Genomic DNA, 25906 nt, shown 5'->3' on the forward strand with positions numbered 1-25906 from the left:
GTTTTATTTTAACTCTATTTAAAGGAAAGCCTATTCGACGCTTATGAAAAAATTTTATATAATAAAGTGAGACAATAAGGGGGAGTTATATGAGTTCTGTATTTTGTCGTTATTGCTATAAAGATATAAATAAACGGGACGAACTTGTTACAGCAACTAATTATCTACGCATTAGACCGTATCACTATCTCTGTTTTGGAGAAGTGGAACAGGAGACAATCGCAACCGTTCGATCTTGGAAACCAATGAATGGCCCTATGGGGAATATTACGTTTGCCATTCTGCTGATATTTGTCGGTGTGATGGCTTTAACTGACGTATTTGAAGAGATCGGAAATTTACTTGGTGCTCTAGCATTATATCCACTTATTTTACGAATTTTATCGTTTTTCATGTATGAATTAAGGGTTCCCGTACACAAAGATGGAAGATAGAAGAAGTTTTGTTAGGGAGCTCCGCACGAAAGTGGCAGAGCTCCGCACAACATTGTCCCCCACACATCCTCATAAACATCCAGAATATTTTTCCTTTAATTTGAAATCCTATTATGGTAATGTATTAATGTTGCTTTGAAAAACCTCATGCTTACGAGCGCGGTGAATCACTCGTCATTCAATCACAGAGTAGTGAAAGGAGAATGACTCGATGAAAAACCATCCCGATTATTTAGAAGAAGAGGAACGTTTACGTTTTACAAAAGCGTATATGGATTCTGTCATCGCAGCTCAGGAAACCGACCAAGAGACGTTGAAGAAACGTCAGGAAAGCACTGTTGCTTCACTCGATTTTAAAGATAGTAGTTTGAAGTATCAGGATATGCTGAACCATGCAAATTTTATGCAGATGTCACGAGAGCAACTCAAGAACCTCAAAAGACTCCGGAAGAAACCGTATTTTGCCCGCATTAATTATCAACGTAAAGAAAAAGCAGAAGAAGAGATTTTTTACATAGGAAAGGTATCGTTATTTGATCGTGAAACCCAGCAGCCGATCATTTTGGATTGGCGTTCTCCGTTAGCGAATGTATATTATGAAGGTCGTTTGGGAGATGTCAGCTATGAAGCTCATGGGGAAACATATGAGGGAACCGTATCTCTTAAACGCCAATACTCCATAGAAGATGGAGAACTTTTGGACTTTCAGGATATCGATATCACCACGAAAGATGACTTACTTCAAAGTTCATTATCCCAAAACGCAGATCATCGTTTAACTGAAATTGTTTCAACGATTCAAGAAGAACAAAACCGTGTCATACGTGCTGATCTCCGTAAGCCAATCATTGTACAAGGTGCAGCAGGAAGCGGGAAAACAACGATTGCTTTACACCGAGTATCTTATTTTTTGTACACCTTAAAAGACATTTTCCACCCATATGAAATGCTGATTTTAGCACCCAATCGCTTGTTTATTGATTATATGAAAGAAATTCTACCAGAGTTAGGTGTTGATCAATCGCGTTCAACGACTTTTGTAGACTTTGTTCAGCTTGTTACGGAACATGGGTTTGAAGTACAGACTCAGCATGAAACCTTGATGAATGCGCTTGAAACACAAGAAAATCAAGAAGTGCTAAACATAGCTGAGTTAAAAGGATCCCCTCAATTTGAAAGGATTTTAGATAGGTATATCTATGAGATTAAGAAAGAGTTTATTGTTGAGGATGACTTTATGGTAGCTGGCTTTCGTATTGTAAATGGGAAAAGGGTTAAACAAATGTTTTTAGAGGACTATGCCTATCTTCCTTTTTACAAGCGAAAAGAAAAAATACGCCAAATCCTCATGAGTGATATACGCCGCAAGAAAAAAGTCATGTTAGATAAAATTCAAAAGCGATATGATGATGAATTGGACAAAGCGATGTATAGCATAAAAGATCCTGATAAACGAAAAAGGCGAGTTAGTTTCTTACTTGATCAAAAAGAATATAAGTTGAATGAGATTGAGACGGAATCCAAAAAAGGTGTCCGAACTTTTATGAAAAAGTTTCCGAATCGTTCTCTTAATTACTATTTTAAGCGGTTATATCAGGAAGATGATACGTTTCATTATGCTTTTGAAGAAGTTAGCGAAAGTAAGAGGGAGTTCATTCGCAAGCACTCCTTGCACCAAATTCGTAAGAAGAAAGTAGATGCTGAAGATTTAGCCACCTTCCTATACTTGCAGGCTGTGTTATATGGAGTGGAGAAGGATTACAAGGCGAAAAAGGTCGTCATTGATGAAGCACAGGATTATTCTTATATGGAGTTTGTCAGTCTAAAGAGAAGTTTAAATACCGAACTATTTACGATCGTGGGTGACTTGGCACAAGGGATTTATCGATACCGAGGTTTGAAGCATTGGCAATCTCTTATAGATCATGTGTTTAAAGCACCAAACTATTTAACGCTCCAAAAAACGTACCGAACAACGATCGATATTATGAGTGTGGCTAATCAAATTTTATCCTATATGGATGATGATCTTCCTCAAGCAGAGCCGGTTGTAAGGCGTGGAGAAAAGCCTTCGTTTCATACATTAAAAGATGATACAAATTGGGGAGAACGCCTCCATCATCAGTACACGCAACTTAAAGAGGAAGGATTTAAATCATTTGTTATCATAGGAAAAACGTTAAATGAATGTCATACCATATACAACGAGCTAGAGCCTCATTTCTCACAAGACATTCAAGTGATAGATGACCACGAGGATATGGAAAAGGACAAAGCCGTTATTTTACCAGTTTATCTATCAAAAGGATTAGAATTTGATTGTGTATTTTTAGTGGGGCTTGATGATGGTTATAATCAAAATGAACTTGACATGAAGTTGCTATATGTCGCTATGACACGACCCCTACACCGATTATTCTTTTGGGGAGAGTCTCCTTCAACATTTTTGTTGAATTTAGTTGAACCAGAAACTGTAGAGTGAAAGATAAAGCTTTAGAATCTATAAAATAAGAAAAGTTGTAAGTGTGGATATATCATCCGTGCTTACAACTTTTTAGTGAAATCGTATGCCTTAAGAAGAAATAATTTAAGTGTCCCCCTTGAGACGGGTAAAGGTGATATTGTTGATGTACTACCAATGATATAAAAGTAGGTACGTATAGATATAGTATTGAACTACGGAGACAAGTCAGTAAAGAGAAGGCTTAAGCCCATCTCAATTTTATTCTTTAATATATAAAAATAACTTATCCATTTCCATGAATATGAATGATTACTAGTTTATATGAATAACTGATTTGGGAATAGTGTATATAATCCCAAGTATGCAAAAATATAATGAACCAAATACTGACTATTAAAGAGTAATATAGAGGAAAACCGTCAATTTCAATATGAAAGCGATTTATATAACTTCTAGCTATACTTATTATAAAAAATGACGAAATGCGACACATTATGCGTTTTGAGTTTAAGAGACATTTTTCTGTAAAATATTAATTGTTGTCAAGAAAGGACAACGACATTTTGGAGGCGATAGAAAAAGTCGTATTTCCTGTTAAACGTTTTTTAGCATGATCTATTAAAACATCCTCATATACCGATTCAACGTATTTTTTACTACAGAAGTTCCTCTCCATCACGTACCTCATAAACGTGATGATCAATTTGACATAATGAATCTTCGTAACTTAAATAATGTTTTCCTTTCCTTATAGTCTGTGTTCTACATATTGTCTTTCCTGATTAGAACCTGACGTGTGCATAAATTTGAGAATGTATGTGCTAAAAAGCTTTAACTAATACGTAAAAAATGTGAAACTATTCACAAATTAAAAGGGAGAGTATTTTATGAAAAAGCAAGTTGTATTACTAATATCAGCTTTAATGCTTGTTGTACTAGCTGCTTGTGGAAGCAGTGAAGATGCAAGCGGTGAAGGATCTGCGACAATCACATTTGGTGACGCTGGTTGGGATAGTATTCGCGTACACAACTTCATTGCAGGAACAATTATTAAAGAAGGCTACGGACATGAAATGGAAGTCACTTCAGGTTCTACACCTGCTACAACACAAGGTTTACGTGAGGGTGACATCGACATCATGATGGAGATGTGGACAGATAACATTATTGAAGTCTATAACGAAGCTATTGAAAAAGAGGAAATTATGGAGCTTTCCGTTAACTTCGATGATAATGCTCAAGGATTCTGGGTACCTACTTACGTTATTGAAGGTGACGAAGAACGTGGCATTGAACCAATGGCTCCAGATTTAAAAACAGTAAAAGACCTAGGAAAATATCCTGAGTTATTTGAAGACCCAGAAGATCCAGGAAAAGGTCGTGTTATTGGTGCGCCGTCAGGTTGGGCTGTTGATGAAATCTTAGCTACCAAGATGAAAACATATGGTATTGATGACAAGATAAATTATTTCCGTCCAGGTTCTGATGCTGCAATTGTTACATCTCTATCAGATGCTTATGAGTCAGGTGAACCATGGGTTGGTTATTACTGGTCTCCAACTTGGGTTACAGGAATGTATGATCTTACTCTACTTGATGAACCAGACTACGATAAAGAAACATTTGAGGAGAACCGTGGGACAGAAATTCCGCCAAACCGAGTAACTGTTGCTGTTAATAGTGGCATGAAAGATAAAGCACCAAAAGTACTTGAATTCTTACGTAACTATGAGACAAGCAGTGAACTTACAGCAGAAGCACTTACGTATATGAAAGAAAATGATGCATCTGAAGAAGAAGCAGCAAAATGGTGGTTAAAACAACATGAAGACCTTTGGACAGAGTGGGTTCCAGAGGACGTAGCTAAAAAAGTTAAAGACTCACTATAAGAGGAAGTTCTTAGATGAAGAGGCGATACGAAGTGCCTCCACCTTTTGAACACGTCCTATAAGAATAAAAGTAGTTGGCCCACTTCTACTGGTCAACTACTTTTTTCAATTCCATAGAAAGATTACTTAAAAAAGAGAGGTGAATGAATTGTCTGAGGACAGACAATTCTCCTATGAATAGTTCATTTCCGGATATAAGGTTTAACATTGGGAAGTATGTAGATGCCTTTGTAAGTTGGTTGGATGAAACATTTGAACCGTTATTTCAATTTATACGTGACATTGCTTCACAGACGATTTTAGGTATTCAAGATTTCTTACTGTTTATGCCTTGGTGGGCATTCCTTTTAATTGTGTTTCTTTTAGGTTGGCGCTTTAAATCATTAGGTTCAGGTATTATGTATGCATTCTTTATGTTTCTTGTAGGGACATTTGGTTTATGGGGCGTTCTAATGACGACGATCGCGATAGTCATGACATCGGTTGTCATATCGTTACTACTAGGAATACCTTTAGGTGTGTTGATGGCATTTAGTAAAGGATTTTCAATTACGATGAGACCTCTCCTTGATGGTATGCAGACGATGCCTAGTTTCGTTTACTTAATTCCAGCGATTTTCTTCTTTGGATTAGGTAACGTATCAGCTGTATTTGCGACATTAATTTATGCTTTACCTCCAGTTATTCGACTAACGGAATTAGCGATTCGAAATGTAGATTCTGATGTGATTGAATCAGCTGAATCATTTGGTTCTTCTCGCTGGCAGATGCTTAAGAAAGTTCAACTACCACAAGCCCTTCCAACGATTATGGCGGGGGTTAACCAAACAACAATGATGGCTTTAGCTATGGTTGTTATTGCATCAATGGTTGGTGCGAAAGGTCTTGGTGAAAAAGTTCTAATCGCTATTAATCGTATCGACATCGGACTTGGTTTTGAAGCCGGAATTAGTATCGTATTCCTAGCGATTTTAATTGACCGTATTACAGGTGGTATTGCTAGCCGCTTCCAACGCCAAAAGGAGGCTAAATAATGAGTGAAAATATTAAAATGAAAGTACAAAACATCTCGAAGATATTTGGTCCTAAGCCAAAATCCATTATTCCAATGGTGCAGGAAGGTAAAGAGAAGGATCAAATCCTAGCTGAGACAGGTCATACAGTTGGTGTGTACAATGCATCAATGGATATTAAGCAGGGTGAGATTTTCGTTATCATGGGACTGTCGGGTAGTGGTAAATCCACACTCATTCGTTGTTTAAATCTCTTAAATAAGCCAACAGATGGCGGAATTTATGTAGATGGGGAAAATGTTGTTGAATATAATAATGCTAAACTAAAACAATACCGCCAAAATAAAATTGCGATGGTATTCCAGCACTTCGGTTTGTTTAGTCACCGTACGATCTTAGGTAACGTTGAGTATGGGCTTGAGATCCGTGAAGTTCCAAAATCTGAACGTCGTGATATTGCGATGAAAAATATCGAAATTGTCGGATTGAAGGGTTATGAAAATAAGTATCCTGATGAACTATCAGGTGGTATGCAGCAGCGTGTAGGTCTTGCGCGTGCATTAGCGAATGATCCAGATATTTTGCTTATGGATGAACCTTTTAGTGCATTGGATCCTCTTATTCGTCGTGAGATGCAATTGGAGCTTTTAGATATTCAAGAGCGCTTGCAAAAAACGATCGTATTCATCACACACGATGTGAACGAAGCATTTAAGATTGGGGACCGTGTAGCCGTTATGAAGGACGGTAAAGTTGAACAGATCGGAACGCCTGAAGATATTCTTGAGCACCCGGCAAACGACTATATTGAAGACTTTATCGCAGACATTGATCGTTCAAAAGTCCTTCAAGCTGAGCATATTATGATTAAGCCAAATGCTCTTGTTTCATTGAAAGATGGCTTAAAAGTAGCTGTTAAGGAAATGAAAGATAACGGTATATCAAGTGTGTTTGTTGTTGATCGCCAACGACACTTGCAAGGCATTGTTACAATTGATGATGCGATTGAAGGCATTCGAGAGAAGAAGACTCTTGAAGATATTCTCATTTCAGATGTGAACACAGTAAAACGAGATGAATATGTGAATGACCTTATTCCAAAAGCTTTAGATTCTAAGTTCCCACTTGCTGTAGTAAGTGATGATCATCGAGTAGAAGGATTTATTCTACGTGTTCACGTGCTTTCAGGATTAATTGGTGACGAATCAGAACAAGATGAACCTGTACAAGCTGGAGTATAGTTTTTCTATAAAAATACGCCAAACGGCATGTATCTTTATAAGAAGGAAGTCTCTTTTTTTCCCATTAAGAGGCTTCCTTTTTTTATATCCTTGAATGGTTGTGTTATTCTTTGAGGTAGCAATAATAATTTGGAGGCGGTTGATTTGAGTTTGAATTCTACGACAAAGCTTCACAACGGTGTGAAAATGCCTTGGATGGGGTTAGGTGTTTATAAAATGGATGTCGAAAATGGTGAAGCGAGGGATGCTGTGTTATCCGCTATAGAAGTGGGCTATCGTAGTATTGATACAGCTTCGTTCTATAATAATGAGGAAGGGGTAGGAGAAGCTCTACAGAAAACCAATGTGCGACGAGAGGATCTCTTTATTACAACAAAAGTATGGAATGATGAACAGGGATATGAAGAGACGCTTGAAGCATTTGAGCGTAGTCGAAAGAAACTAGGTTTAGAATATCTAGACTTATATCTTGTACATTGGCCTGTACCAGGGAAGTATAAGGATACGTGGAGAGCACTTGAAAAGCTTTATAATGACGGAAAAGTTAAAGCGATTGGTGTCAGTAACTTTCTTCCTCACCATTTAGATGAATTACTAAAAGATGCTACGATTAAACCAATGGTGAACCAGGTTGAACTTCATCCTCAATTAAATCAGCCAGAATTACGAGCGTATTGTGATGAACATGATATTCAATTAGAGGCTTGGTCTCCGTTAGCACGAGGTAAGTTTTTTGATGATCCGCTCATCCAAGAGCTATCTGAAAAATACGGAAAGACTCCTGCTCAAATCATTTTACGTTGGGATTATCAACATGGGATTGTAACGATTCCAAAATCATCGAGTAAGGAACGTCAGACGGAAAATGCTGATATCTTTGATTTTGAATTATCCGCACATGAAATGAATCGTCTTGAGTCATTAAACAAGGACGAGCGTATCGGCCCTCATCCTGATGAGTTTGATTATTCGAAATAAAAAATTTTCCATAAAACACATGTGATTATGAAAATCACATGTGTTTTTTTAAGGGGGGAGTTCCTCTGTTAAATGGCAGTAATATGGAATAACTGTTTTAGTGAGATAGGCGGTTCCGTTGCTATTGTGGAGTGCGGTGGGCTTGGGAACGGGTTGCTTTCCCCGGACGAACGATCGAGCCTCCTCATCCGCTACGCTTCTTGCGGGGTCTCGCTCGCCCGTTTTTCCGGAGGAGTCAACCCGTTCCCAAGCCCACCTTAGCCGAATGGTGATTAACGGAACCGCAGAGAGAATGTGAGGAAATGCTTACGGACATTTATTCCGTTATTTGCATCTAATCACCTTGAAAAACCCCAATTTGTCCCAAATAAGGTACCATATGTCCGTAACGACTCTCGAAATGCCTTAAAAGTTCAAAATAACGGAATAAATGTCCGTAAGGTTTAGAACTCACACACTAGGGTCCGTTATTCTTCATAAACGCAAAGGGGGGAAGGAAACGGCAAACTCCAGTGGTAGAAAGGGCAGATGAGACCCCACAGAGAACGGAGTGAACGAGGAGGCTCAGCTGGTCTTCCACAGGAGTATTGCCGTTTCACTGACCCCCTTACTCTCATACAAGCAACGGACTCCTCCGAACCTATATCTCGAATCCAAGTCTTCCAGATAAGGGGGCTTTAATGGAAGAAGAGCACTTTTCAAAGAAAAAGAGCTATCGATTTGAGTTTAACCTCATTTCGATAGCTCTTTGTTTATTATTCTTTTGGTAAAACCTTAGAACGAGTCAGAAAGCGTACTCCTTCTGGACCTTCGAGAGAAAACATTCCACCACGGCCTTCAACGACATCAATAATGAGCTGGGTGTGTTTCCAATACTCATATTGCTTTTTGTTCATATAAAAGGGACAACCGCCTATTTCTCCTAAATAAACATCCGATTTCCCGATCATCATCTCGTCTTCAGGGTAGCACATTGGTGAACTACCATCGCAGCAACCTCCAGATTGATGAAAGAGAAGAGGTCCGTGTTTCTTCTTCAGCTTTTCAATTAAATCAAGAGTAGCTTGCGTTGCCGTGACTCTTTCCATATTAATAAAATCCTAACTTTTGAGCGCTGTAGCTTACAAGCATATTTTTCGTTTGCTGGTAGTGGCCAAGCATCATTTTGTGTGTTTCACGTCCGATACCAGACATCTTGTATCCGCCGAATGCCGCGTGTGCAGGGTATGCGTGGTAGCAATTCGTCCATACACGGCCAGCTTCAATACCACGACCGAAATGATAAGCTGTATTTACATTACGCGTCCACACACCAGCACCTAAGCCGTAAAGTGTATCGTTCGCAATAGAGAGAGCTTCTTCATCATCTTTGAATGTTGTAACAGAGACAACTGGACCGAAGATCTCTTCTTGGAAGACTCTCATGTCATTTGTTCCTTTAAAGATCGTTGGGTTCACATAATAACCTTCACTTAGGTCACCTTCAAGTTTGTTTTGTGTTCCGCCAACAAGACATTCTGCGCCTTCTTCCTTTCCAATTTCAAGGTAAGAAAGGATCTTGTCTAATTGTTCACTTGATGCCTGTGCACCCATCATCGTTTCAGTATCGAGTGGGTTACCTTGTTTGATTTGTTTTACTCGCTCAATAGCACGTTCCATGAACTCATCATAAATGTCTTCATGAATAAGTGCACGAGATGGGCAAGTACAAACCTCACCTTGGTTTAGAGCGAACATAACAAACCCTTCAATCGCTTTATCAAGAAAATCATCATCTTGGTCCATAACATCCTTGAAGAAGATGTTTGGTGACTTACCACCAAGTTCAAGTGTTACAGGGATGATGTTTTGAGATGCATATTGCATGATTAGACGTCCTGTTGTTGTTTCACCAGTGAAAGCAATCTTAGAAATACGGTCGCTTTGGGCAAGTGGTTTACCTGCTTCAACGCCAAAACCATTCACTACGTTAATAACGCCTTCAGGCAGAAGGTCACCAACAAGCTCCATAAGAACCATAATAGAAGCTGGGGTTTGTTCAGCTGGCTTCAACACAACACAGTTTCCAGCAGCTAGGGCAGGTGCAAGCTTCCATGTAGCCATTAAAATTGGGAAGTTCCAAGGGATGATTTGTCCAACTACACCTAGTGGCTCATGGAAATGGTAGGCAATCGTGTCGCCGTCGACTTCACCGATTGTACCTTCCTGTGCGCGAATAGCTCCAGCAAAATAGCGGAAGTGGTCGATTGCAAGGGGAAGGTCAGCCATTAGAGTTTCACGTACAGCCTTTCCGTTATCCCATGTCTCAGCAACTGCTAGCATTTCAAGGTTTTCTTCCATACGATCCGCAATTTTAAGTAATATATTTGCTCTTTCAGTAGTAGAAGTTTTTCCCATGATGCTTTTGCCTTTTCAGCTGCATCGATTGCTAAATTAATATCATCCTCTGTTGAGCGAGCAACCTTACAAAATGCTTTGCCTGTAACAGGACTTACATTATCGAAATACTCGCCTTGTGATGGGGCTGTCCATTTACCACCAATATAGTTATCGTAACGTTCTTTAAACGTTACCTTCGAATTTTGCTCTCCTGGATTTGCATAAATCATGATATTTATCCTCCTTCAATAAATGGATATTCCACACACTGTAAACGTTTTCATTTTGGCCAAAAAAATTCTTCGCTTTTATATGTAAAAGGAAGTGTGTATTATCATTTTAAATATTCTGACTAGTTTATGCAAGAGATTTATTCTCAAAAAGAAAAAGGGCTGCCCTGAAATAGACAGGACAGCCCTTAGTATTAACTTATTGTATAATCCCATGTCTTAGGATTTTTGCATTAACGTTAAATTCGACTTCAATATCTTTAATCTTTTCTCGCCATTCTTCTTTTGTGAGTTTCTTTTTGCGACTTGCTCCATTATATTTTTTCCCAAAGCCAACTGGGTCGACCTGGGCTTCTTTTATGACCTCTACTAGCTCTTCCATCTTATTTTCAATATTTTTGGAAAGTTCTTCTTCCATAAGCTTTAATACTTTTGGGTTTTGTATCTGAATATCCTCGGAAATTTCTAATATTCTTGTCTTAATGTTAACATCTACTTTAAATTTTAATGCTTTTGGATCTACGAGTTTGATTTTTGTTTTGCTACTAATTTCATCCATCGCAATTTGAATTCCTTCTACATTTTTATGATTACGGTCACTTTGTAAGTATGGCTTGAATGGTTCTTCAGGCAGTGTTGTTTCTAAATGACCTGCGCGGAAGCGACTTTCGAGAAGTTTTAAATAAAACCCTTGTTTTACAGGTACCTTTTTTACAAAACGATCACCTTGGAATAAAGCAAGGTGGTAGATAACAGGTTTACCATCAGCCAGACCAACCATAGGTAATATCGGATCTAATCCTACGTCATGATAATCATGCATAAAACGATGAAGGGTACTTGATGGGAGTACTTCTTTACGTATGTTTTTTTCAATTAGGCTCTTAAGGTAGTTCCCGATATCAGCTGCATCTTCCATTTTGTTGGATTGTAAAATATCTTTCGCGTTTTCCTCTGCAACTGTTAAATAAAGTAGGTCTGAAATAGAAGCATCTCGGTTTAATGTGTCAAGTAACCTTGCTGTCCCGCTTTCGGCAGCCTTTTTTCCAAACACAACCAGTCTTAACTGACCCGATACAAGCTCCTTACTGGATTTAAGGTTACCGTCTTGGCGGATTCCTTTTGATGTTTTAGCAATACTCGTAATAATTTGTGATACGTTCTGTGCACTTGGATCAAATTGAAAAAATACCATTGTCCCTTGAACCAATCCTTCCTCTAAAACATCGTAGCCAATAACGGTTATGACCCCTAACTTTTCAATATATTTTTTTTCAACACACCCTGTTAGCAACAAACACACGACGAGTAAAGAGATCAGCTTTTTCATGTGTTATCGCCTCGCTTTTTTCTGGATTCTCTTCTTGATTAAAACGATAGGTAATAAAACAAAAGGATAAACAAATGCAATATAAAAACCAACCTTCCCAGTCCAATCTGTCAATGTATTAATATTAAGTCTGTATTGAAAAAAAATGGAGACTAGAAACAAAGTTCCTGAAACAATATAAACACTTGTCCTTTGGCGAATGTTATATAATCGTTTAACACAAAAACTCAGCAACCATGTGAAAATAATGATGTTTGGGAGTATGACCATCATCCAAAATGCAACAGCAATTAGGTCAAAACGTTCCATGAAAGGGAACCGAATAATTTTGAAAAAGGAAAGAGTTGCCCATATCAAGCGTTCTAATTGGTCACCACTAAAATATCCAATTGATACAAAGACAACCAAAAACGTAAGGGTTACAGTCAATAAAGTACCCAGTTGAGCACTAAGATGGACTTTATTTTTGTTTTTAATATAGGGATAGGCAAATAGTAAAATCTCTAACCCAATAAAGGAGAACGATGTTTTATAGGCCCCATACAATATCTCCTTGTAAGAGGCATCCATAATTGGTGAAAAGTGATTCATCTCCATTAATGAAATAGGTTTGTATAGAAAGCCCGTCAACCATATTGTTGCAAAGAAGAAAAGAAATGCAGATCCTGCAACAATACGAATGCCTCCCAAAACTGCGTAAACACCGAGACTGATCAAAAATAAACTGATCAACCACGTAGGCATCGTCGGAAAAATAAATACCTGCACAACTTCTACATAATTTAGTAGCACACTTAACAAGACGGCGAATACATAGATTGAAAAAGCTGTACCGAGTATTATATTGATCCATTTACCAAAGAGGTCTCTTTGTATACCAAATAGATCAGCGTTTTGATATTGTCTAAGGATTGTGATCATGACAAATACTGTAATATGCAACCAAATTCCAGCAATAATAATCGAAATCCAGGCATCATGCTTAGCAAACGTATATATGTGTGTTGACACTCCCATAAGCCCTGCACCGATTTGCATAGTATGGATTAAGAAGAACATATAAAAGGCTTCTATTTTAACTCCTGCTGGGATGTCCAGGTTTATTTTCATCGATATCCCTACTCGTCAATATCTTTTTTCTTCTTGGCTTTTTTCTCTGAATACATTTTGACTTTCTTTGGTTGGTTTCCTAAAGGTCTGTGAGTGCTTTGTGACCAAGGAAGTCTCATTAATGAGTTATCGAAATCCTTAAGGTGAAATGGATAAACAGGTGTTAGATATGGTCTTCCAAGAGATGTTAATTTCATTAAGTGAATAATGAGGAATGATAACCCTAAGATGATTCCGACCAATCCCCATAAACCTGACAATATAATCATTGGAAACCTTACCACTCGAATCGCTGTACCCATCATATAACTTGGAGCTGTAAAAGATGCTAAGGCACTTAAAGCAATAATAATAATTAAGATGTTACTCGTGAAACCGGCTTTAACAGCGGCTTGACCTAATACGATACCACCTACAATACCCATCGTCTGACCAACCTTCGTAGGCAGTCGTGCTCCTGCTTCTCGGAGTAACTCGATTAAGAGTTCGAGCAACAAAGCCTCAAAGACCGGAGGGAATGGTACATTGGCCCTTGATTTTCCAAGAGAAACCAATAATGAGGATGGAATAATCTCAACGTGAAAGGTGAGGGCAGCAACGTATGCTGGTGTAAGTAAAATAGAAATGAGCATCGCTAACATTCGTAATACACGAATGAAAGTCCCCATGTTCCAACGCATATATAAGTCCTCTGTTGATTCAAAGAAACTAAACAGAGAAGCAGGAGCTACAATAGCATGGGGACTCTTATCCACCAGAATCCCAACTTTCCCTTTAGTTAATGAATTACAGACCCGATCTGGCAGTTCTGTAGTAAGTAACTGTGGAAAGACACTGGATGACTTGTCTTCAATCATCTGAGCCAAAATGTTGCTGTCCGGTAAGTCATCAACTTTTAACTCTTTAATGCGTTGTCGTATTGTATTCACGTTTTCTTCATTTGCAAGATCTTTTAAGTAGACAATCCTTACTTCTGTAGGGACGTCCTCACCTACTATAATTTTTTCTGTTTGAAAGTCAGTCGTATCCAACCGCCATCGTAAGATATTCATATTTGTAATCAAAGATTCGGTGAATGCAATTTGTGGACCTAACACGAGAGATTCATTCTCAGCTCTTGCAACTGCGCGTCGTGCTAATTCTGGTGCTAAAAACATTATGGCTTCACTGTCCTGTTCAACATAAACACCTATCGAGCCTTGGATGATTGCTTTAGCAATAGGATCCATCTCATCTTTTGTTGCTCCTGTGCCAAGAGGGACTTTATTTAAAATAGATTGAGAATCCCATTGTTGATTTCCTGATAAGATTGTATCTAAAATACTTTTGTTTAGTTGGTCTTTATTAATTTGATACTGTAGGTAAAATACAGCAATTTTTTGTTGTTGAACGGTGAATGTTTGAAATGATAGATCAGGACTTTGGTTGAATGTCTCTTGTAGTTTCTGTTTAAGTTGATCTATAGTACAAGGGAACAACTGTGACGAGCTAGTTGTTTTTTGTGAACTGTTTGAGTTATTAGAGCTATTTGAACTTTTGTTACGAGAGCTCCTGTTATTCCTCGACCTACGCATGATTATCCCCCTCTACTCGTATGATAATTATCCATAGTATGAGGAAAATGGCGATTTTTATTAGAAATAGATAAAAGATTACAATAAAGTTTATGATTGCGATATTTGGAGGTAAGGTATGAGTTATGTCTTGTTGTGGATAGCGGGATTCGTTGCAGCGGTTCTATTCTTCATAAATTCCGCTATGTTTCCGCGACTTTTATACATACGAAAAGGAAAAAATCGAATACTAAAAAGAAATTTAACTCTTCTTTTACGTAAAGAGATGAAAATGCATGCGACTCTCGGTTGGATAGGTTTGGGGTTGGTTTTCATACACATTTCGATGCAATTACAAAGTTTTGCCTATCTATTCTGGGATTACAAAAGAATCCTAGGTGTAATAGCATTTCTTTTCTTAATTTTCGTCTTATGGAGCGGATGGTTGCGAAGTCAAAAGGCGAATGGGATGAGGAGAAGGTTCCATGCTTGGAGCTCAATCTTCTTTACGCTTATTTTATTGCTGCATCTTATATGGTAAGTCAGTTGAAAATTGATATTCGAAAAGGAAGATGATGATGAGTTTACAATTAATTGAGTCCTATATCCCAAATAAGCATTTTGAATCTGTTGATGAAAAGCTACGTGATCATCCTCATACTTCCTATTGGGTATCGAGTGAATCTAAGGAACGGATGCTTGTGAGGATTTTAGTTGATTCGGATGAGGTTGAAGATATATTAAATTATCTAGAAAGTGTAGCTAATGTAGCAGAAGGGTTTGAAACGCTGTTAATTCCAGTGCGAACCTACCTTTCTAGAGCAACTTTAAACGAAGAAGCTGAAGAGAAGAAAGAAGAGGAAGAAAAAGGAGAAGAAGGTGATGATCAGGCTTTACTTATGCGAGCGAGTCGTCATGAGTTAATAACATATGTAGAAAAAAACAGTTTAACTACCTTGAATTATACGCTTTTGATTTTTTTGTCAGCTGTAGTAGGGGCAATGGGATTTATTAAAGATAGTGAGGCGGTGGTCATTGGATCTATGGTTATCGCCCCTTTAATTGGTCCTGTTATCGCCACAGCTTTCGCAGCTATTTTGGGGGACTATCGATTATTAGGCAAAGCCGCTCTTACCTCCCTTTTAGGTGTGGGGATCGTTGTTGTTATTGCAATTGTTGTTAATTTCATTTTTGATATTGGCGTCGATACCGATCAATATTGGGCAAGAACAGAGGTTACGGCTTCTGACTTTCTACTTGCTCTTGCAGCAGGTGGGGCAGGGTCTATTGCTACATTAAATAGGAAAGCTGGTAATCTTGTTGGGGTAATGGTAGCGGTTGCTTTACTACCTCCAAACATTGCATTAGGTATGTCAATTGGAAAAGGATTATGGGGCCAAGCATATGGGTCTTTCTTGCTTGTAACTGTAAATATTATGTGTATCTTATTGTCTGCTGTAATTGTGTTTTCTTTAACAGGCATTCGTCCTGTACGTTGGAGAGAAGTGCAGCGAGCCAATGTGTCTCGATCCCTTTCTATTGTGTTCGTTCTGCTTATTGTAGCGTCCTTGATTTCGGTTATTTATTTTGGGCAGGATATAAAATTCGAATAATTTTCCATTCGACCCTAAGAAAAAATTTTCCTATCACGTATGTTATAAAAACATTAAAGTGAAGGAGAGGCGAAACCTATGTCATCATTACAACGAATTTGCAAGTGCTGTGGCTCACTTACACCAGTAACTCCTTTTATGTTTTGTGATGAATGCTTAGAAGAGCGTGAAACGGTTCGTCATTATCTTCGAGAACATCCAAAAGCGTCACCAATAGAAATTGCTCAACATACACATGTACAAATTGAAAAAGTAACAAACCTTGTTCAACAAGGAAGTTTAGTTTTACGATAAAAGCCGCTCTTTTCTTAGAGCGGCTTTTATTTATAGAAGGTTTATTCAACTTAAGCCCCCTTATGTGGAAGACTGGGTATAGAGATAAGGTGCGTATGGTTCCGTTGCTTTTATGGAGTGCGGCGGGCTGGGAAACGGGCTGCTTTCCCCGGACGAACGATCGAGCCTCCTCATACGCTACGCTTCTTGCGGGGTCTCGCTCGCCCGTTTTTCCGGAGGAGTCAGCCCGTTTTCCCAGCCCACCTTAGCCGTAATGAGATTAACGGAACCGCAGCGTAATAAGTGTTTCTGTTTGGTTGCACCTTAACAAGATAGAAGAGGGTTAGAATCCTGGATAAAGCGTTTTTATGGCATTTCTGATCTACATATAATACTTTTGATGCGCTAGAAGATCAACTAATTAGAGCTGGGGTCGTTAACCTACATTCCAATGGGGGGGAAGGAAACGGCAAACTCCCGCGGTAGAAAGGGCGGCCGAGACCCCGCAAGGAGCGTAGCGGATGAGAAGGCTTGGACGGTCTTCCGCAGGAGTATTGCCGTTTCAATGACCCCCACGCCTCACAAACGCAACGAACCCACCATCTCACTCAGAAGCTTATTCCAGATTACTGCCATTTAATTGAATATAAAAGAGATTTTGCACACATATCTCAAACAAAAGAACATATATATCAGATTGTGAGTTAATATTCACGAAATTAGATGAATATAATATTTTTCAATTTTTTCCTAAATTTTGTTGACGTAAGATTTTGAAAATTATATAATCGAATCATTCACTATTGAGAGGAGGTCACGTTAAAATGAAAAACTTTGTAGAGAACCGTTTGATTGCCATGAACTCTATATCGGTCGTGATCTCCAATCGTTTTCCTTTCTCTGTCTAGAAATATCTATGACATGTTCATAAGGGATTAGTGTCACGACATTCGTTCGTGACCTTTTTTGTGTGTACACAACACATACGTCTCGGGCGTATGTGTTTTTTTATGCCTTTTATTAGGTTGTTCTAGCTTCTTTTGGAGCTATTGCAATAAATTAATATTTTTAAGGAGGAGAATGGTGTGAGTTACTTAGCAGAAATGAAGATTTTAAATGATTGGAAGGCAGAAGGCGGATAGTTAAATCAAACTAAACAATTTTATAGTGAAGAGCAGGTGAACGATTATGTTTTCAGTTTTAGGTAAATTACAGTGGTTTTTTAGAGATTATTGGCTTCGATATTCAGTAGCGATTTTTCTGCTAATTATTGTAGCCGGGATAGATATCATTCCTCCGAAGCTTATTGGATCGGCGATTGATGCTATCCAGTTTGAAACGTTAACGAGAGCTAAGTTAACAGAGTTATTACTATGGTATGGATTAATTATTGTATCGAGTTACGCTATTTCTTACGTGTGGGCTTACTTATTATTCGGAGGGGCCTTTACACTTGAACGTAAAATGCGCTCAAGATTAATGCAGCATTTTCTATCGATGACATCTTCATTTTTCGGGAAGTATCGTACAGGTGACTTAATGGCTCGCGCGACGAATGATTTAAAAGCGATCTCCATGACAACAGGGTTCGGGATCTTAACACTTGTGGATGCTACTTTTTTCATGTTGATGATTATAGGCGTTATGATCGTAACAATCAGCTGGAAGCTAACATTAGCAGCGCTTATCCCTTTACCTGTTATGGCGCTTATCATGAACCGGTACGGTAAAACGATACATGAGCGGTTTACAAAGGCTCAGGATGCTTTTGGCGATATGAATGATGATGTACTGGAATCCATCCGAGGGGTTCGCGTACTGCGAGCTTTTGTTCAAGAAAAGCAAGATGAAAATCGTTTTGGCGATATGACACAAGACGTATATGAAAAGAACGTCGAAGTAGCCAAAATTGATGCCATGTTTGAGCCGACTATCAAAGTGCTTGTTGGTCTTTCCTACACGATTGGATTAGGATATGGTGCCCATCTTGTATTCCAAAATACGATCACGCTAGGTCAGCTCGTTTCCTTTAACGTGTACTTAGGGATGCTCATTTGGCCGATGTTTGCCGTAGGTGAGTTGATTAACGTGATGCAACGTGGTAACGCTTCTCTTGATCGTGTGAATGAAACATTGAGCTATGAAGCGGAAGTGAAGGATCCGTTACAACCGAAATCTGTTCCTTTACCAAAAACCATTGTGTTTGATGATGTGACATTCCAATATCCTGATACGGAACGTCCACAGTTACAAGGTATAAAACTGGATGTGGAACGTGGCCACACGATTGGAGTTGTTGGAAAAACGGGAGCAGGTAAGACGACTTTATTTAAGCAGTTGCTCCGAGAATACGCTGGCATGAAAGGAAACCTTACGATATCTGGTGCATCCATTCATGACCTAACACTAGAAGACACAAGAGGGTGGATTGGATACGTACCTCAGGATCAAATTTTATTTTCTAAGACGGTACGTGAAAACATTCAGTTTGGCCATGATGACGCTTCTGATAAAGAAATTGGCCGAATTCTAGAATTAGCTCATTTAAAAGATGATATCGATAATCTTCCGAATGGATTAGATACCAAGGTTGGAGAGAGTGGAGTCACCCTTTCAGGAGGTCAGAAGCAACGTGTTTCTTTAGCTCGAGCGCTTATTATGGATCCGGAAATTTTAATTTTGGATGATTCAATGTCTGCTGTTGATGGCAAAACGGAAGCGAACATTATTAAGCACTTAAAAGCTGAGCGACAGGATAAAACCACACTTATTTCAGCCCATCGCTTATCAGCCGTCCAACATGCTGATCAAATTATCGTTTTAGAGGACGGTGAAATTGTAGAGCGTGGAACACATGATCAACTGATGAAAAAAGGTGCTTGGTACGCCGAGCAATTTACCAAACAGCAAATGGAATCTGAAAGGGGGAATGCGTAATGAGTAAGCCGTCAACGGAAAAACGCCTCCTTCAGTATGCTTTATCTTTTAAGAAGACGATAATTATTGGGTTAATCTGCTTAACCATAGCCGTGGCGCTAGAGTTAACAGGTCCATTTATTGCGAAACGACTCATTGATGAACACATTTTGGGAATTGAAACGACTTGGTATCAGGTCCAGCAAAATGATGATGAGCACACAGTTGCTTATAACGATGGATTTTATAAGCGCAGCGATAGGATTGAGCCAGATGATACGACTTCTAGTAAGGCTACGATTTTGCAATCTGGTAAATCGTATTACTTTATAGCAGAAGAGGTTCCGACCACTGGAAAGAAATCATTTGAAGGCGGGACTTTTACCATTGAATCTCCAGATGGGACGATCACAGCTCCTGCAGAGAAATTAGAGTTAAATGAGCTTTATGGTTTTTTTAAGCCGGAAACGAGCTCGATTATATGGTTACTGGTCTTGTATGTAGTCTTACTTTTGATTGCCGCAGTCTTTCAATATAACCAAACCTATCTTTTACAGATGTCTTCAAATAAGATTATTAAAAAGATGCGTACAGATGTCTTCGCGCATATTCAACGAGTGCCAGTTGATTATTTTATCAATCGACCGGCAGGGAAAATTGTAGCCCGTGTGACGAATGATACGGAAGCCATTCGTGAGTTGTATGAACGTGTGCTTGCGACATTTATGACAAGTGCGATTTATATGACAGGGATTTATGTAGCGCTATTCTTGCTGAATCCGAAACTGGCAGCGATCTGTTTATTACTCATCCCGATCATGGCTGTCTGGATGAAGCTATATAAGATTTACGCAGGAAAATATAATGAAGTAATTCGTTCAACCATAAGTGATTTAAACGGGAATATTAATGAAGCCATTCAAGGCATGCCGATTATTCAAGCTTTCCGCAGACAAAAACAAACAACGGAGGAGTTTGAAGAGATGAATGAGCGCCACTTTACCTACCAAAGCAAGTTGTTAAAGCTAAACTCATTAACTTCTTTTAACCTAGTTAATGTCGTACGGAACTTAGCATTTGTTGCTTTCATTTGGTACTTTGGCGGTGCATCTCTTGGTGTAGGTACGATTGTTACAGTGGGTGTGCTTTATGCATTTGTTGACTATTTGAACCGATTGTTCCAGCCTGTCATTGACGTAGTAAACCAGCTCGCTCAGCTAGAGCAAGCTAGGGTTGCAGCAGGCCGAGTGTTTGAGCTCATGGATCATGAAGGGGAAGAAGTAAACAATACCTCGATCAATCGTTATAAAGGGAACATTCAGTTTGATGATGTATCTTTTGCCTACGAGGAAGATGAATATGTTTTGAAAAACATTTCTTTTAAGGCAAATGAAGGGGAGACCGTAGCCTTTGTTGGCCATACCGGGTCTGGTAAAAGCTCGATCATGAACCTGTTGTTCCGGTTCTATGACCCACAAAAAGGGAAGATTACGATTGATGGTATGGATACGACATCCTTATCGCGTCAACAAGTGAGAAGTCATATGGGGATTGTACTGCAGGATCCATTTATTTTTACTGGGACGATCATCTCGAATGTGACGATGGGAGATCCGAATATTTCCCGTGAACGAGCGATCAAAGCGCTTAAAGAAGTAGGAGCGGATCGTTTTATTGAGAAGCTTCCTTATCAGTACGATGAACCTGTAAAAGAGAAAGGGAGTACCTTTTCTGCAGGTGAGCGTCAGTTAATCTCCTTTGCAAGAGCACTTGCTTTCGATCCAGCGATTTTGATTTTGGATGAAGCAACTGCGAATATTGATACGGAAACAGAAGCGATCATCCAGAATGCTTTACAAGTGTTGAAAAAAGGAAGAACAACGCTTGTGATTGCGCACCGACTATCTACTATTCAGCAGGCAGATCAAATTTTTGTCTTGGATCACGGTCGCATTCTAGAACAAGGAAAACACGAAGAATTGCTTGCTGTGGAAGGGATCTATTACCAAATGTATCTCATGCAGCAGGGAGGACTGGAAGAAGTCGCGATTTCGTAGCATAATAGGAAGTGAGTGCTCTATGCATTCGCTTCCTATTTATTTTGCTTATAAGGAGACTTTATATGTCTAGGGAACATGAGCATGAACAACCTGATATTATAGATGATGATTTATATGAAGAGATTGATGAAGAAGAACTGATAGAACTAGTAGAGGATGAGAAACAAAAAGCATTGGAACGTGAGAAGAAAGAAAAGGAAGAAGATCGAAAAGGTCCTCCTGCTTTTCCAAAGTGGGCATTTTATTTAATTGCTTTTATGATGGCTTTAAACGTCATGGCTTTCCTACCTAAAACGTTCTCCATTCCAGCAATTGATTTTTTAATAAAATCTGCTGAGCTGTCTACTAAACAGGAGATCGATACGTACCAGGAATCGGTCGTGGTCATTGAGTCTGGGAATTCAAAAGGTACAGGTTTTTCTATATCGTCTGATGGATATATAGTGACCAATCATCATGTTGTCGATAATGAACAGCCTATTACGGTTGCTTTTCCTGAACAAGGATTGTTTAAAGGAGAAATTGTAGCTGGTTTTGAAGAGGTCGACTTAGCTTTATTGAAAGTAGAGAATAAGGAGAATGTTTCACTTCCCCATCTTCCTTTGGCAGAAAAGACACAGTTTGAAAAAAGGGAGCATGTTTATTTTATTGGAAACCCACTCCGATTTAATGGCATTGCCAATGAGGGAGAAGTGATTGACTATACAAGATTAAGTGATTGGGACCAAGATGTTCTTATGTTGGATGCACCGATCTATCACGGTAATAGCGGGAGTCCTGTAATCAATGAAGAAGGTGAAGTAATAGCAGTGGTTTTTGCTACTATCCGTAAAGAACAGTACGGCAAAGTCGGTTTAGCTGTCCCCATTACGTATTATCATGAAAAAGTTAGAGAACTTCCTGAAGCTTCAACCTATCCTCACTAATTTTAGGGTAGTTTGCTAATCTCCATAAAGTGGAATAAGACATATAGACATTTCACAAAAGGAGATGGTCTGATGTTATTTCCAACAAGTAAATTAGAAGGATTAAGAATTGATGCAACCGACGGTGAATTAGGTAAGATTAAAGATATTTATTTTGACGATAAAAAATGGACGATTCGGTATGTTGTAGCAGATACAAGAAAGTGGTTGCCAGGTAAAAAGGTTTTATTATCACCTGCATCGTTAAAGGATATTCCATTCGATTCTGACAAAATTGAAGTGAATTTGGATAAGGAGACGATACGTAACGCACCTCCAATAGAGGATCATGAGCCTGTTTCTGTGCGTAATGAAATGGAGTTGAGTCGTTATTATGGTTGGTCCCCTTATTGGGAAGGCGAATATCTGTGGGGAACCATGGGATATCCGCAGATCATGGAACCTGGTGCAACCCCTACGATGGTGGCAGATGACAAAATGAAACAGGAAAAGAGAGAAGAAGATAACCCAGATCACCCAGATCATAATCTTCGGAGTGTCCGAGAGGTGGCAGGCGAAAAATCCGGTTATCGTGTGTTTGCTCAAAACCAAGAAATTGGCCATTTAGAAGACTTCAGCATTCAACAAGAAACGTATAAACTACAGTATATGGTGATTAATACAGGAAGTTGGTTGAATGAAAAGCTTCGAATGCTATCAACGGACTGGATTGAGTCAATCGATTGGGAAAACCATATCGTGAAAGTAGACATCGATCCAGGCCAATTAAAACAAGCACCAGACTATGATTATGAACATGAAGTTACTAGAGATGTAGAAGAACGTATGCATCAGCTATATGCAAAACCATTTCAAATTTAATAGAGACAGCCATGAGCTCGCATCACGACTTAGTGGTGCGAGCTTTTTTGATGATCAGGAAATTATAAAATTTGTGACTTGTGTATAACTTTTCACTAAAGCGGGGCCCAGTCTTGTCCCTTCGTTGCTAAACGGGCGCTTGCGCTTTTGTTCTTCATCTATGAAGTAACAATTCTGTGACATATAAATGTAAAGTTCTTTCCATAACCCCCATATCACAACGTTCATTTATATTTTTAGCACATTATGTAAAAATAAGGGAAGGGAAAAGGCTAGATTCATAAAGAAATATAGTGTATCATACCGTTATTGAATAAGGTCTCAACCCCCGTCAAATTAGGAAAAACATGTCTGGATTATGACAAGCAGTGAAATGATTTTGTAACAAAACTGCAAAAAAATCTACAAAAACCACCCAAAAAATGATCAATCATAGCGAAATCTATAATAGCTGGAGGTGAAAAGGGTTGATCAGACGTCTGCTAAAAAAAGAACAAGAGGGTTCCCTCGAAGAGCAGGTTAACCTCGTCCAAAATGGTGACGAAGAACTCCAGAACCAGCTCTTAAAACAATATCAACCTTTTATCGCCAAAAGTGTCTCAGAAGTTTGCAAACGATATATAGACCCTTCAAAGGATGATGAGTTTAGCATAGGATTAGTTGCTTTTAATGACGCAATGAAATCTTATTCCAGTGATAAAGGAAGCTCTTTTCTATCCTTTGCCAAACTTGTGGTAAAGCGAAAAGTTATTGATTATATCCGAAATGATCAAAACAATCCAGTTGTGGCTTCTCTCGATCAAGAGTATGAAGAGGAAGACCAGATGGAAAACCCACAAGAAGTGAGAGCAGCGAAGGAGCAATATCAGCAAGAGACCGAAAGTTGGCATAGGCGAATCGAAATTCAAGATTTCTCAGAGAAACTGAAGCTGTATAAGCTCTCATTTCAGGAATTAACAGAAGTATCACCCAAACATCGAGACGCTAGAGAATCGGCAATAAAAGTAGCCCGTACAATAAATGAAGATGATGAACTAAGAGCGTTCGTAATGGAAAAACGCAAACTTCCTATGAAGCTTCTGACGGATAAAGTCGAAGTGAGTAAAAAAACACTTGAGCGAAATCGAAAGTTTATTTTGGCCATTTTCATTATATTAAATGAGGATTACGTGTTTTTAAAAGATTATATAAAGGGGGTGGGCCTGTGAGACAAGGAATTGTCATGGAAAAACACCGGAGATATTCTATCGTCATGACTCATGATGGATCTTTTCAAAAAGCTAAACCAATCCCGTATTCCATGCCAGGAGATGAAGTAGAATTCGAACCCTTTGAGGAAAAGCAGTGGTCATTTGCTGTTTTTCCCAAGAAATTAAAACCAAATTATCGCTTGGTTGCCATGGTTGCGGCTTTTCTAATCGCGATCCTTCCACTCTATTCATGGTTTGACTCCAACCGAGCTTATGCTTATGTCAATATTGATATGAATCCAAGCATTGAAATGAAGGTCAATAACAAGATGAAAGTTATTGAGATGATTCCTTTAAATGATGACGCAAGCTTACTCGTAGAGAAGATAACTGATTGGAAAAACAAATCTGTAGAAAAAGTGACCGTAACCGTTATTGAAAAAGGTGAAGAAATAGGTCTGATTAATAACAGTAAAAGCGTCATGGTTGGAGTTAGCTATAAGAAGCGTATGGACCAAGATAAACAAATCACCAAATTGATTGACCAGTACTTACAATCCAATTCCCTCAACTTAACTGTAGCTACCTTTGAAGTCCCTGACGAGATACGGAAGCAAGCCCAAAAAGAGAAGAAATCGATGAATGAGCTGTTTGCTAAACAATATGGCAATAATGTTATGAAAACTTCACAGAATGAGCAAAAGGGCAATGACATCGATGCTGAAGAAGAAAAGGCTATAAAAACCTTTTACAACCAAGGAAATAACGATGATAAGAAAGCCCCTGGTTCAAACAACAATAAAGATAATGAATCGAATAATGGTCAAACACCTCCAGGACAAGTGAATAAAGAGAAGCAAAAAGATAAGAAAAAAGAGGAAGACCAAAAAGACAAAGGCAAATCCAAATCATCTGAAAATCCTGTTGGGAAAGAAAAAGGCTGGGCCAAAAATAAAGAAAAGCAAAAGGAAGATCAAGATGACGAGAACCATCAGGAAAATGATCTTCCTTCTGGTCTGAATAAACAGAAAGAAGAACTAGAAAACCTTCTACAGTCTCTGCCTCCTGGAATCCAAAAGAAATTGGAGCAAGAAGGTTATGAAGACATAGAGGAAATTCTAGATTCTTTACCACCTGGCATTTTAAAAAAGATAGATCAATCCAATCTAGAGGATCTGCGAGAAAGTCTTCGTCGTATTGATTCTGATTCATTCTCAGACTTCAATCTAGACCAAGAAAATGAAGATGACGAAGGTGAGCGGGGAAAAGGTAAACGTCATCACGATAAAGATTCTAAAGAAGAACCTCCAGGGCAAGCAAAAAAAAAGCATGATTCTAAACGCGGAGGGAAAGATCACGGTAAAGACAAAGAAGAAAACGGTCACAAAGATCATAAACAAAACCGTGATTAGATCGTGATGACGAAAATGACAACCATTAAGTCTA

General features: G+C 38.7%; 19 protein-coding genes and 1 pseudogene. 15 read left to right on the forward strand and 5 right to left on the reverse strand.

Annotated elements, in window-relative coordinates:
• Nucleotides 1–89: 89 nt before the first annotated feature.
• The 6 genes from GS400_RS03755 to GS400_RS03780 all read left to right on the forward strand — a co-directional run bounded on the left by GS400_RS03755 (nt 90) and on the right by GS400_RS03780 (nt 8019).
• Nucleotides 90–434, forward strand: a complete 345-nt coding sequence (locus tag GS400_RS03755) for a hypothetical protein (protein WP_160099137.1) — start codon at nt 90–92, stop codon at nt 432–434.
• A gap of 211 nt (nt 435–645) precedes the next feature.
• On the forward strand, nt 646–2916 hold the full coding sequence (gene helD / locus GS400_RS03760; RefSeq protein WP_160099139.1) for an RNA polymerase recycling motor HelD: 2271 nt from the start codon (nt 646–648) through the stop codon (nt 2914–2916).
• Nucleotides 2917–3785: 869 nt separating this feature from the next.
• Nucleotides 3786–4787: an ABC transporter substrate-binding protein gene (locus tag GS400_RS03765; RefSeq protein WP_160099141.1), complete on the forward strand. Its 1002-nt coding sequence runs from the start codon at nt 3786–3788 to the stop codon at nt 4785–4787.
• Between the two features lie 173 nt (nt 4788–4960).
• A complete protein-coding gene (locus tag GS400_RS03770) occupies nt 4961–5821 on the forward strand; it encodes an ABC transporter permease (protein WP_160099143.1) in 861 nt (286 codons plus the stop codon).
• Nucleotides 5821–7041 (forward strand): quaternary amine ABC transporter ATP-binding protein, encoded by a 1221-nt coding sequence (locus GS400_RS03775; RefSeq protein ID WP_160099145.1) that lies wholly within the window; start codon nt 5821–5823, stop codon nt 7039–7041. Before GS400_RS03770 ends, GS400_RS03775 begins: the two co-directional genes overlap by 1 nt.
• A 186-nt stretch (nt 7042–7227) precedes the next feature.
• The gene (locus GS400_RS03780) at nt 7228–8019 is read left to right on the forward strand and encodes an aldo/keto reductase (protein ID WP_160104503.1); all 792 of its coding nucleotides are present in this window, start codon (nt 7228–7230) and stop codon (nt 8017–8019) included.
• A gap of 755 nt (nt 8020–8774) precedes the next feature.
• Here GS400_RS03780 and GS400_RS03790 read toward each other — a convergent pair.
• From GS400_RS03790 to GS400_RS03810, 5 genes and pseudogenes are all read right to left on the reverse strand, one after another.
• On the reverse strand, nt 8775–9107 hold the full coding sequence (locus tag GS400_RS03790; RefSeq protein ID WP_027447237.1) for a DUF779 domain-containing protein: 333 nt from the start codon (nt 9105–9107) through the stop codon (nt 8775–8777).
• A 1-nt stretch (nt 9108) separates the two neighbouring features.
• A pseudogene (gene adh, locus GS400_RS03795) lies at nt 9109–10628 on the reverse strand (aldehyde dehydrogenase).
• Nucleotides 10629–10827: 199 nt separating this feature from the next.
• Nucleotides 10828–11958, reverse strand: coding sequence for a Ger(x)C family spore germination protein (locus GS400_RS03800; protein ID WP_160099149.1), 1131 nt, complete (start codon nt 11956–11958; stop codon nt 10828–10830).
• A gap of 3 nt (nt 11959–11961) precedes the next feature.
• Nucleotides 11962–13068, reverse strand: coding sequence for a GerAB/ArcD/ProY family transporter (locus tag GS400_RS03805; RefSeq protein WP_160099151.1), 1107 nt, complete (start codon nt 13066–13068; stop codon nt 11962–11964).
• Nucleotides 13069–13076: 8 nt separating this feature from the next.
• Nucleotides 13077–14642, reverse strand: coding sequence for a spore germination protein (locus GS400_RS03810; protein ID WP_160099153.1), 1566 nt, complete (start codon nt 14640–14642; stop codon nt 13077–13079).
• Between the two features lie 411 nt (nt 14643–15053).
• On the opposite strand from GS400_RS03810, the gene GS400_RS03815 reads away from it, so the two are divergent.
• The 9 genes from GS400_RS03815 (at nt 15054) to GS400_RS03855 (ending at nt 25872) form a co-directional block, all read left to right on the forward strand.
• On the forward strand, nt 15054–15197 hold the full coding sequence (locus GS400_RS03815; RefSeq protein WP_160099155.1) for a hypothetical protein: 144 nt from the start codon (nt 15054–15056) through the stop codon (nt 15195–15197).
• A gap of 2 nt (nt 15198–15199) precedes the next feature.
• Nucleotides 15200–16234, forward strand: a complete 1035-nt coding sequence (locus tag GS400_RS03820; RefSeq protein WP_160099157.1) for a TIGR00341 family protein — start codon at nt 15200–15202, stop codon at nt 16232–16234.
• Between the two features lie 78 nt (nt 16235–16312).
• A complete protein-coding gene (locus GS400_RS03825; RefSeq protein ID WP_160099159.1) occupies nt 16313–16528 on the forward strand; it encodes a hypothetical protein in 216 nt (71 codons plus the stop codon).
• Between the two features lie 1167 nt (nt 16529–17695).
• Complete coding sequence (locus GS400_RS03830) at nt 17696–19444, forward strand: ABC transporter ATP-binding protein (RefSeq protein WP_160099161.1); 1749 nt, start codon at nt 17696–17698, stop codon at nt 19442–19444.
• The gene (locus GS400_RS03835) at nt 19444–21480 is read left to right on the forward strand and encodes an ABC transporter ATP-binding protein (RefSeq protein WP_160099163.1); all 2037 of its coding nucleotides are present in this window, start codon (nt 19444–19446) and stop codon (nt 21478–21480) included. The genes GS400_RS03830 and GS400_RS03835 overlap by 1 nt, the downstream gene beginning before the upstream one ends.
• A 65-nt stretch (nt 21481–21545) precedes the next feature.
• On the forward strand, nt 21546–22409 hold the full coding sequence (locus GS400_RS03840) for a S1C family serine protease (RefSeq protein WP_160099164.1): 864 nt from the start codon (nt 21546–21548) through the stop codon (nt 22407–22409).
• Between the two features lie 72 nt (nt 22410–22481).
• Nucleotides 22482–23270 (forward strand): PRC-barrel domain-containing protein, encoded by a 789-nt coding sequence (locus tag GS400_RS03845; protein ID WP_160099165.1) that lies wholly within the window; start codon nt 22482–22484, stop codon nt 23268–23270.
• Nucleotides 23271–23737: 467 nt separating this feature from the next.
• A complete protein-coding gene (sigI, locus tag GS400_RS03850; RefSeq protein ID WP_160099166.1) occupies nt 23738–24478 on the forward strand; it encodes an RNA polymerase sigma factor SigI in 741 nt (246 codons plus the stop codon).
• Nucleotides 24475–25872, forward strand: a complete 1398-nt coding sequence (locus GS400_RS03855) for an anti-sigma factor domain-containing protein (RefSeq protein WP_160099167.1) — start codon at nt 24475–24477, stop codon at nt 25870–25872. Before sigI ends, GS400_RS03855 begins: the two co-directional genes overlap by 4 nt.
• Nucleotides 25873–25906: the final 34 nt, after the last annotated feature.

The sequence above is a fragment of the Pontibacillus sp. HMF3514 genome (genome assembly GCF_009858175.1).
Taxonomy (GTDB): Bacteria; Bacillota; Bacilli; order Bacillales; family BH030062; genus Pontibacillus.

Excerpts from the sequence above, each read along its gene's own strand:
- GS400_RS03755 (WP_160099137.1), top strand. The coding sequence starts at position 90 with ATGAGTTCTGTATTTTGTCGTTATTGCTATAAAGATATAAATAAACGG.
- helD (WP_160099139.1), top strand. The coding sequence starts at position 646 with ATGAAAAACCATCCCGATTATTTAGAAGAAGAGGAACGTTTACGTTTT.
- GS400_RS03765 (WP_160099141.1), top strand. The coding sequence starts at position 3,786 with ATGAAAAAGCAAGTTGTATTACTAATATCAGCTTTAATGCTTGTTGTA.
- GS400_RS03770 (WP_160099143.1), top strand. The coding sequence starts at position 4,961 with ATGAATAGTTCATTTCCGGATATAAGGTTTAACATTGGGAAGTATGTA.
- GS400_RS03775 (WP_160099145.1), top strand. The coding sequence starts at position 5,821 with ATGAGTGAAAATATTAAAATGAAAGTACAAAACATCTCGAAGATATTT.
- GS400_RS03780 (WP_160104503.1), top strand. The coding sequence starts at position 7,228 with ATGCCTTGGATGGGGTTAGGTGTTTATAAAATGGATGTCGAAAATGGT.
- GS400_RS03790 (WP_027447237.1), bottom strand. The coding sequence starts at position 9,107 with ATGGAAAGAGTCACGGCAACGCAAGCTACTCTTGATTTAATTGAAAAG.
- GS400_RS03800 (WP_160099149.1), bottom strand. The coding sequence starts at position 11,958 with ATGAAAAAGCTGATCTCTTTACTCGTCGTGTGTTTGTTGCTAACAGGG.
- GS400_RS03805 (WP_160099151.1), bottom strand. The coding sequence starts at position 13,068 with ATGAAAATAAACCTGGACATCCCAGCAGGAGTTAAAATAGAAGCCTTT.
- GS400_RS03810 (WP_160099153.1), bottom strand. The coding sequence starts at position 14,642 with ATGCGTAGGTCGAGGAATAACAGGAGCTCTCGTAACAAAAGTTCAAAT.
- GS400_RS03815 (WP_160099155.1), top strand. The coding sequence starts at position 15,054 with ATGGAGCGGATGGTTGCGAAGTCAAAAGGCGAATGGGATGAGGAGAAG.
- GS400_RS03820 (WP_160099157.1), top strand. The coding sequence starts at position 15,200 with ATGAGTTTACAATTAATTGAGTCCTATATCCCAAATAAGCATTTTGAA.
- GS400_RS03825 (WP_160099159.1), top strand. The coding sequence starts at position 16,313 with ATGTCATCATTACAACGAATTTGCAAGTGCTGTGGCTCACTTACACCA.
- GS400_RS03830 (WP_160099161.1), top strand. The coding sequence starts at position 17,696 with ATGTTTTCAGTTTTAGGTAAATTACAGTGGTTTTTTAGAGATTATTGG.
- GS400_RS03835 (WP_160099163.1), top strand. The coding sequence starts at position 19,444 with ATGAGTAAGCCGTCAACGGAAAAACGCCTCCTTCAGTATGCTTTATCT.
- GS400_RS03840 (WP_160099164.1), top strand. The coding sequence starts at position 21,546 with ATGTCTAGGGAACATGAGCATGAACAACCTGATATTATAGATGATGAT.
- GS400_RS03845 (WP_160099165.1), top strand. The coding sequence starts at position 22,482 with ATGTTATTTCCAACAAGTAAATTAGAAGGATTAAGAATTGATGCAACC.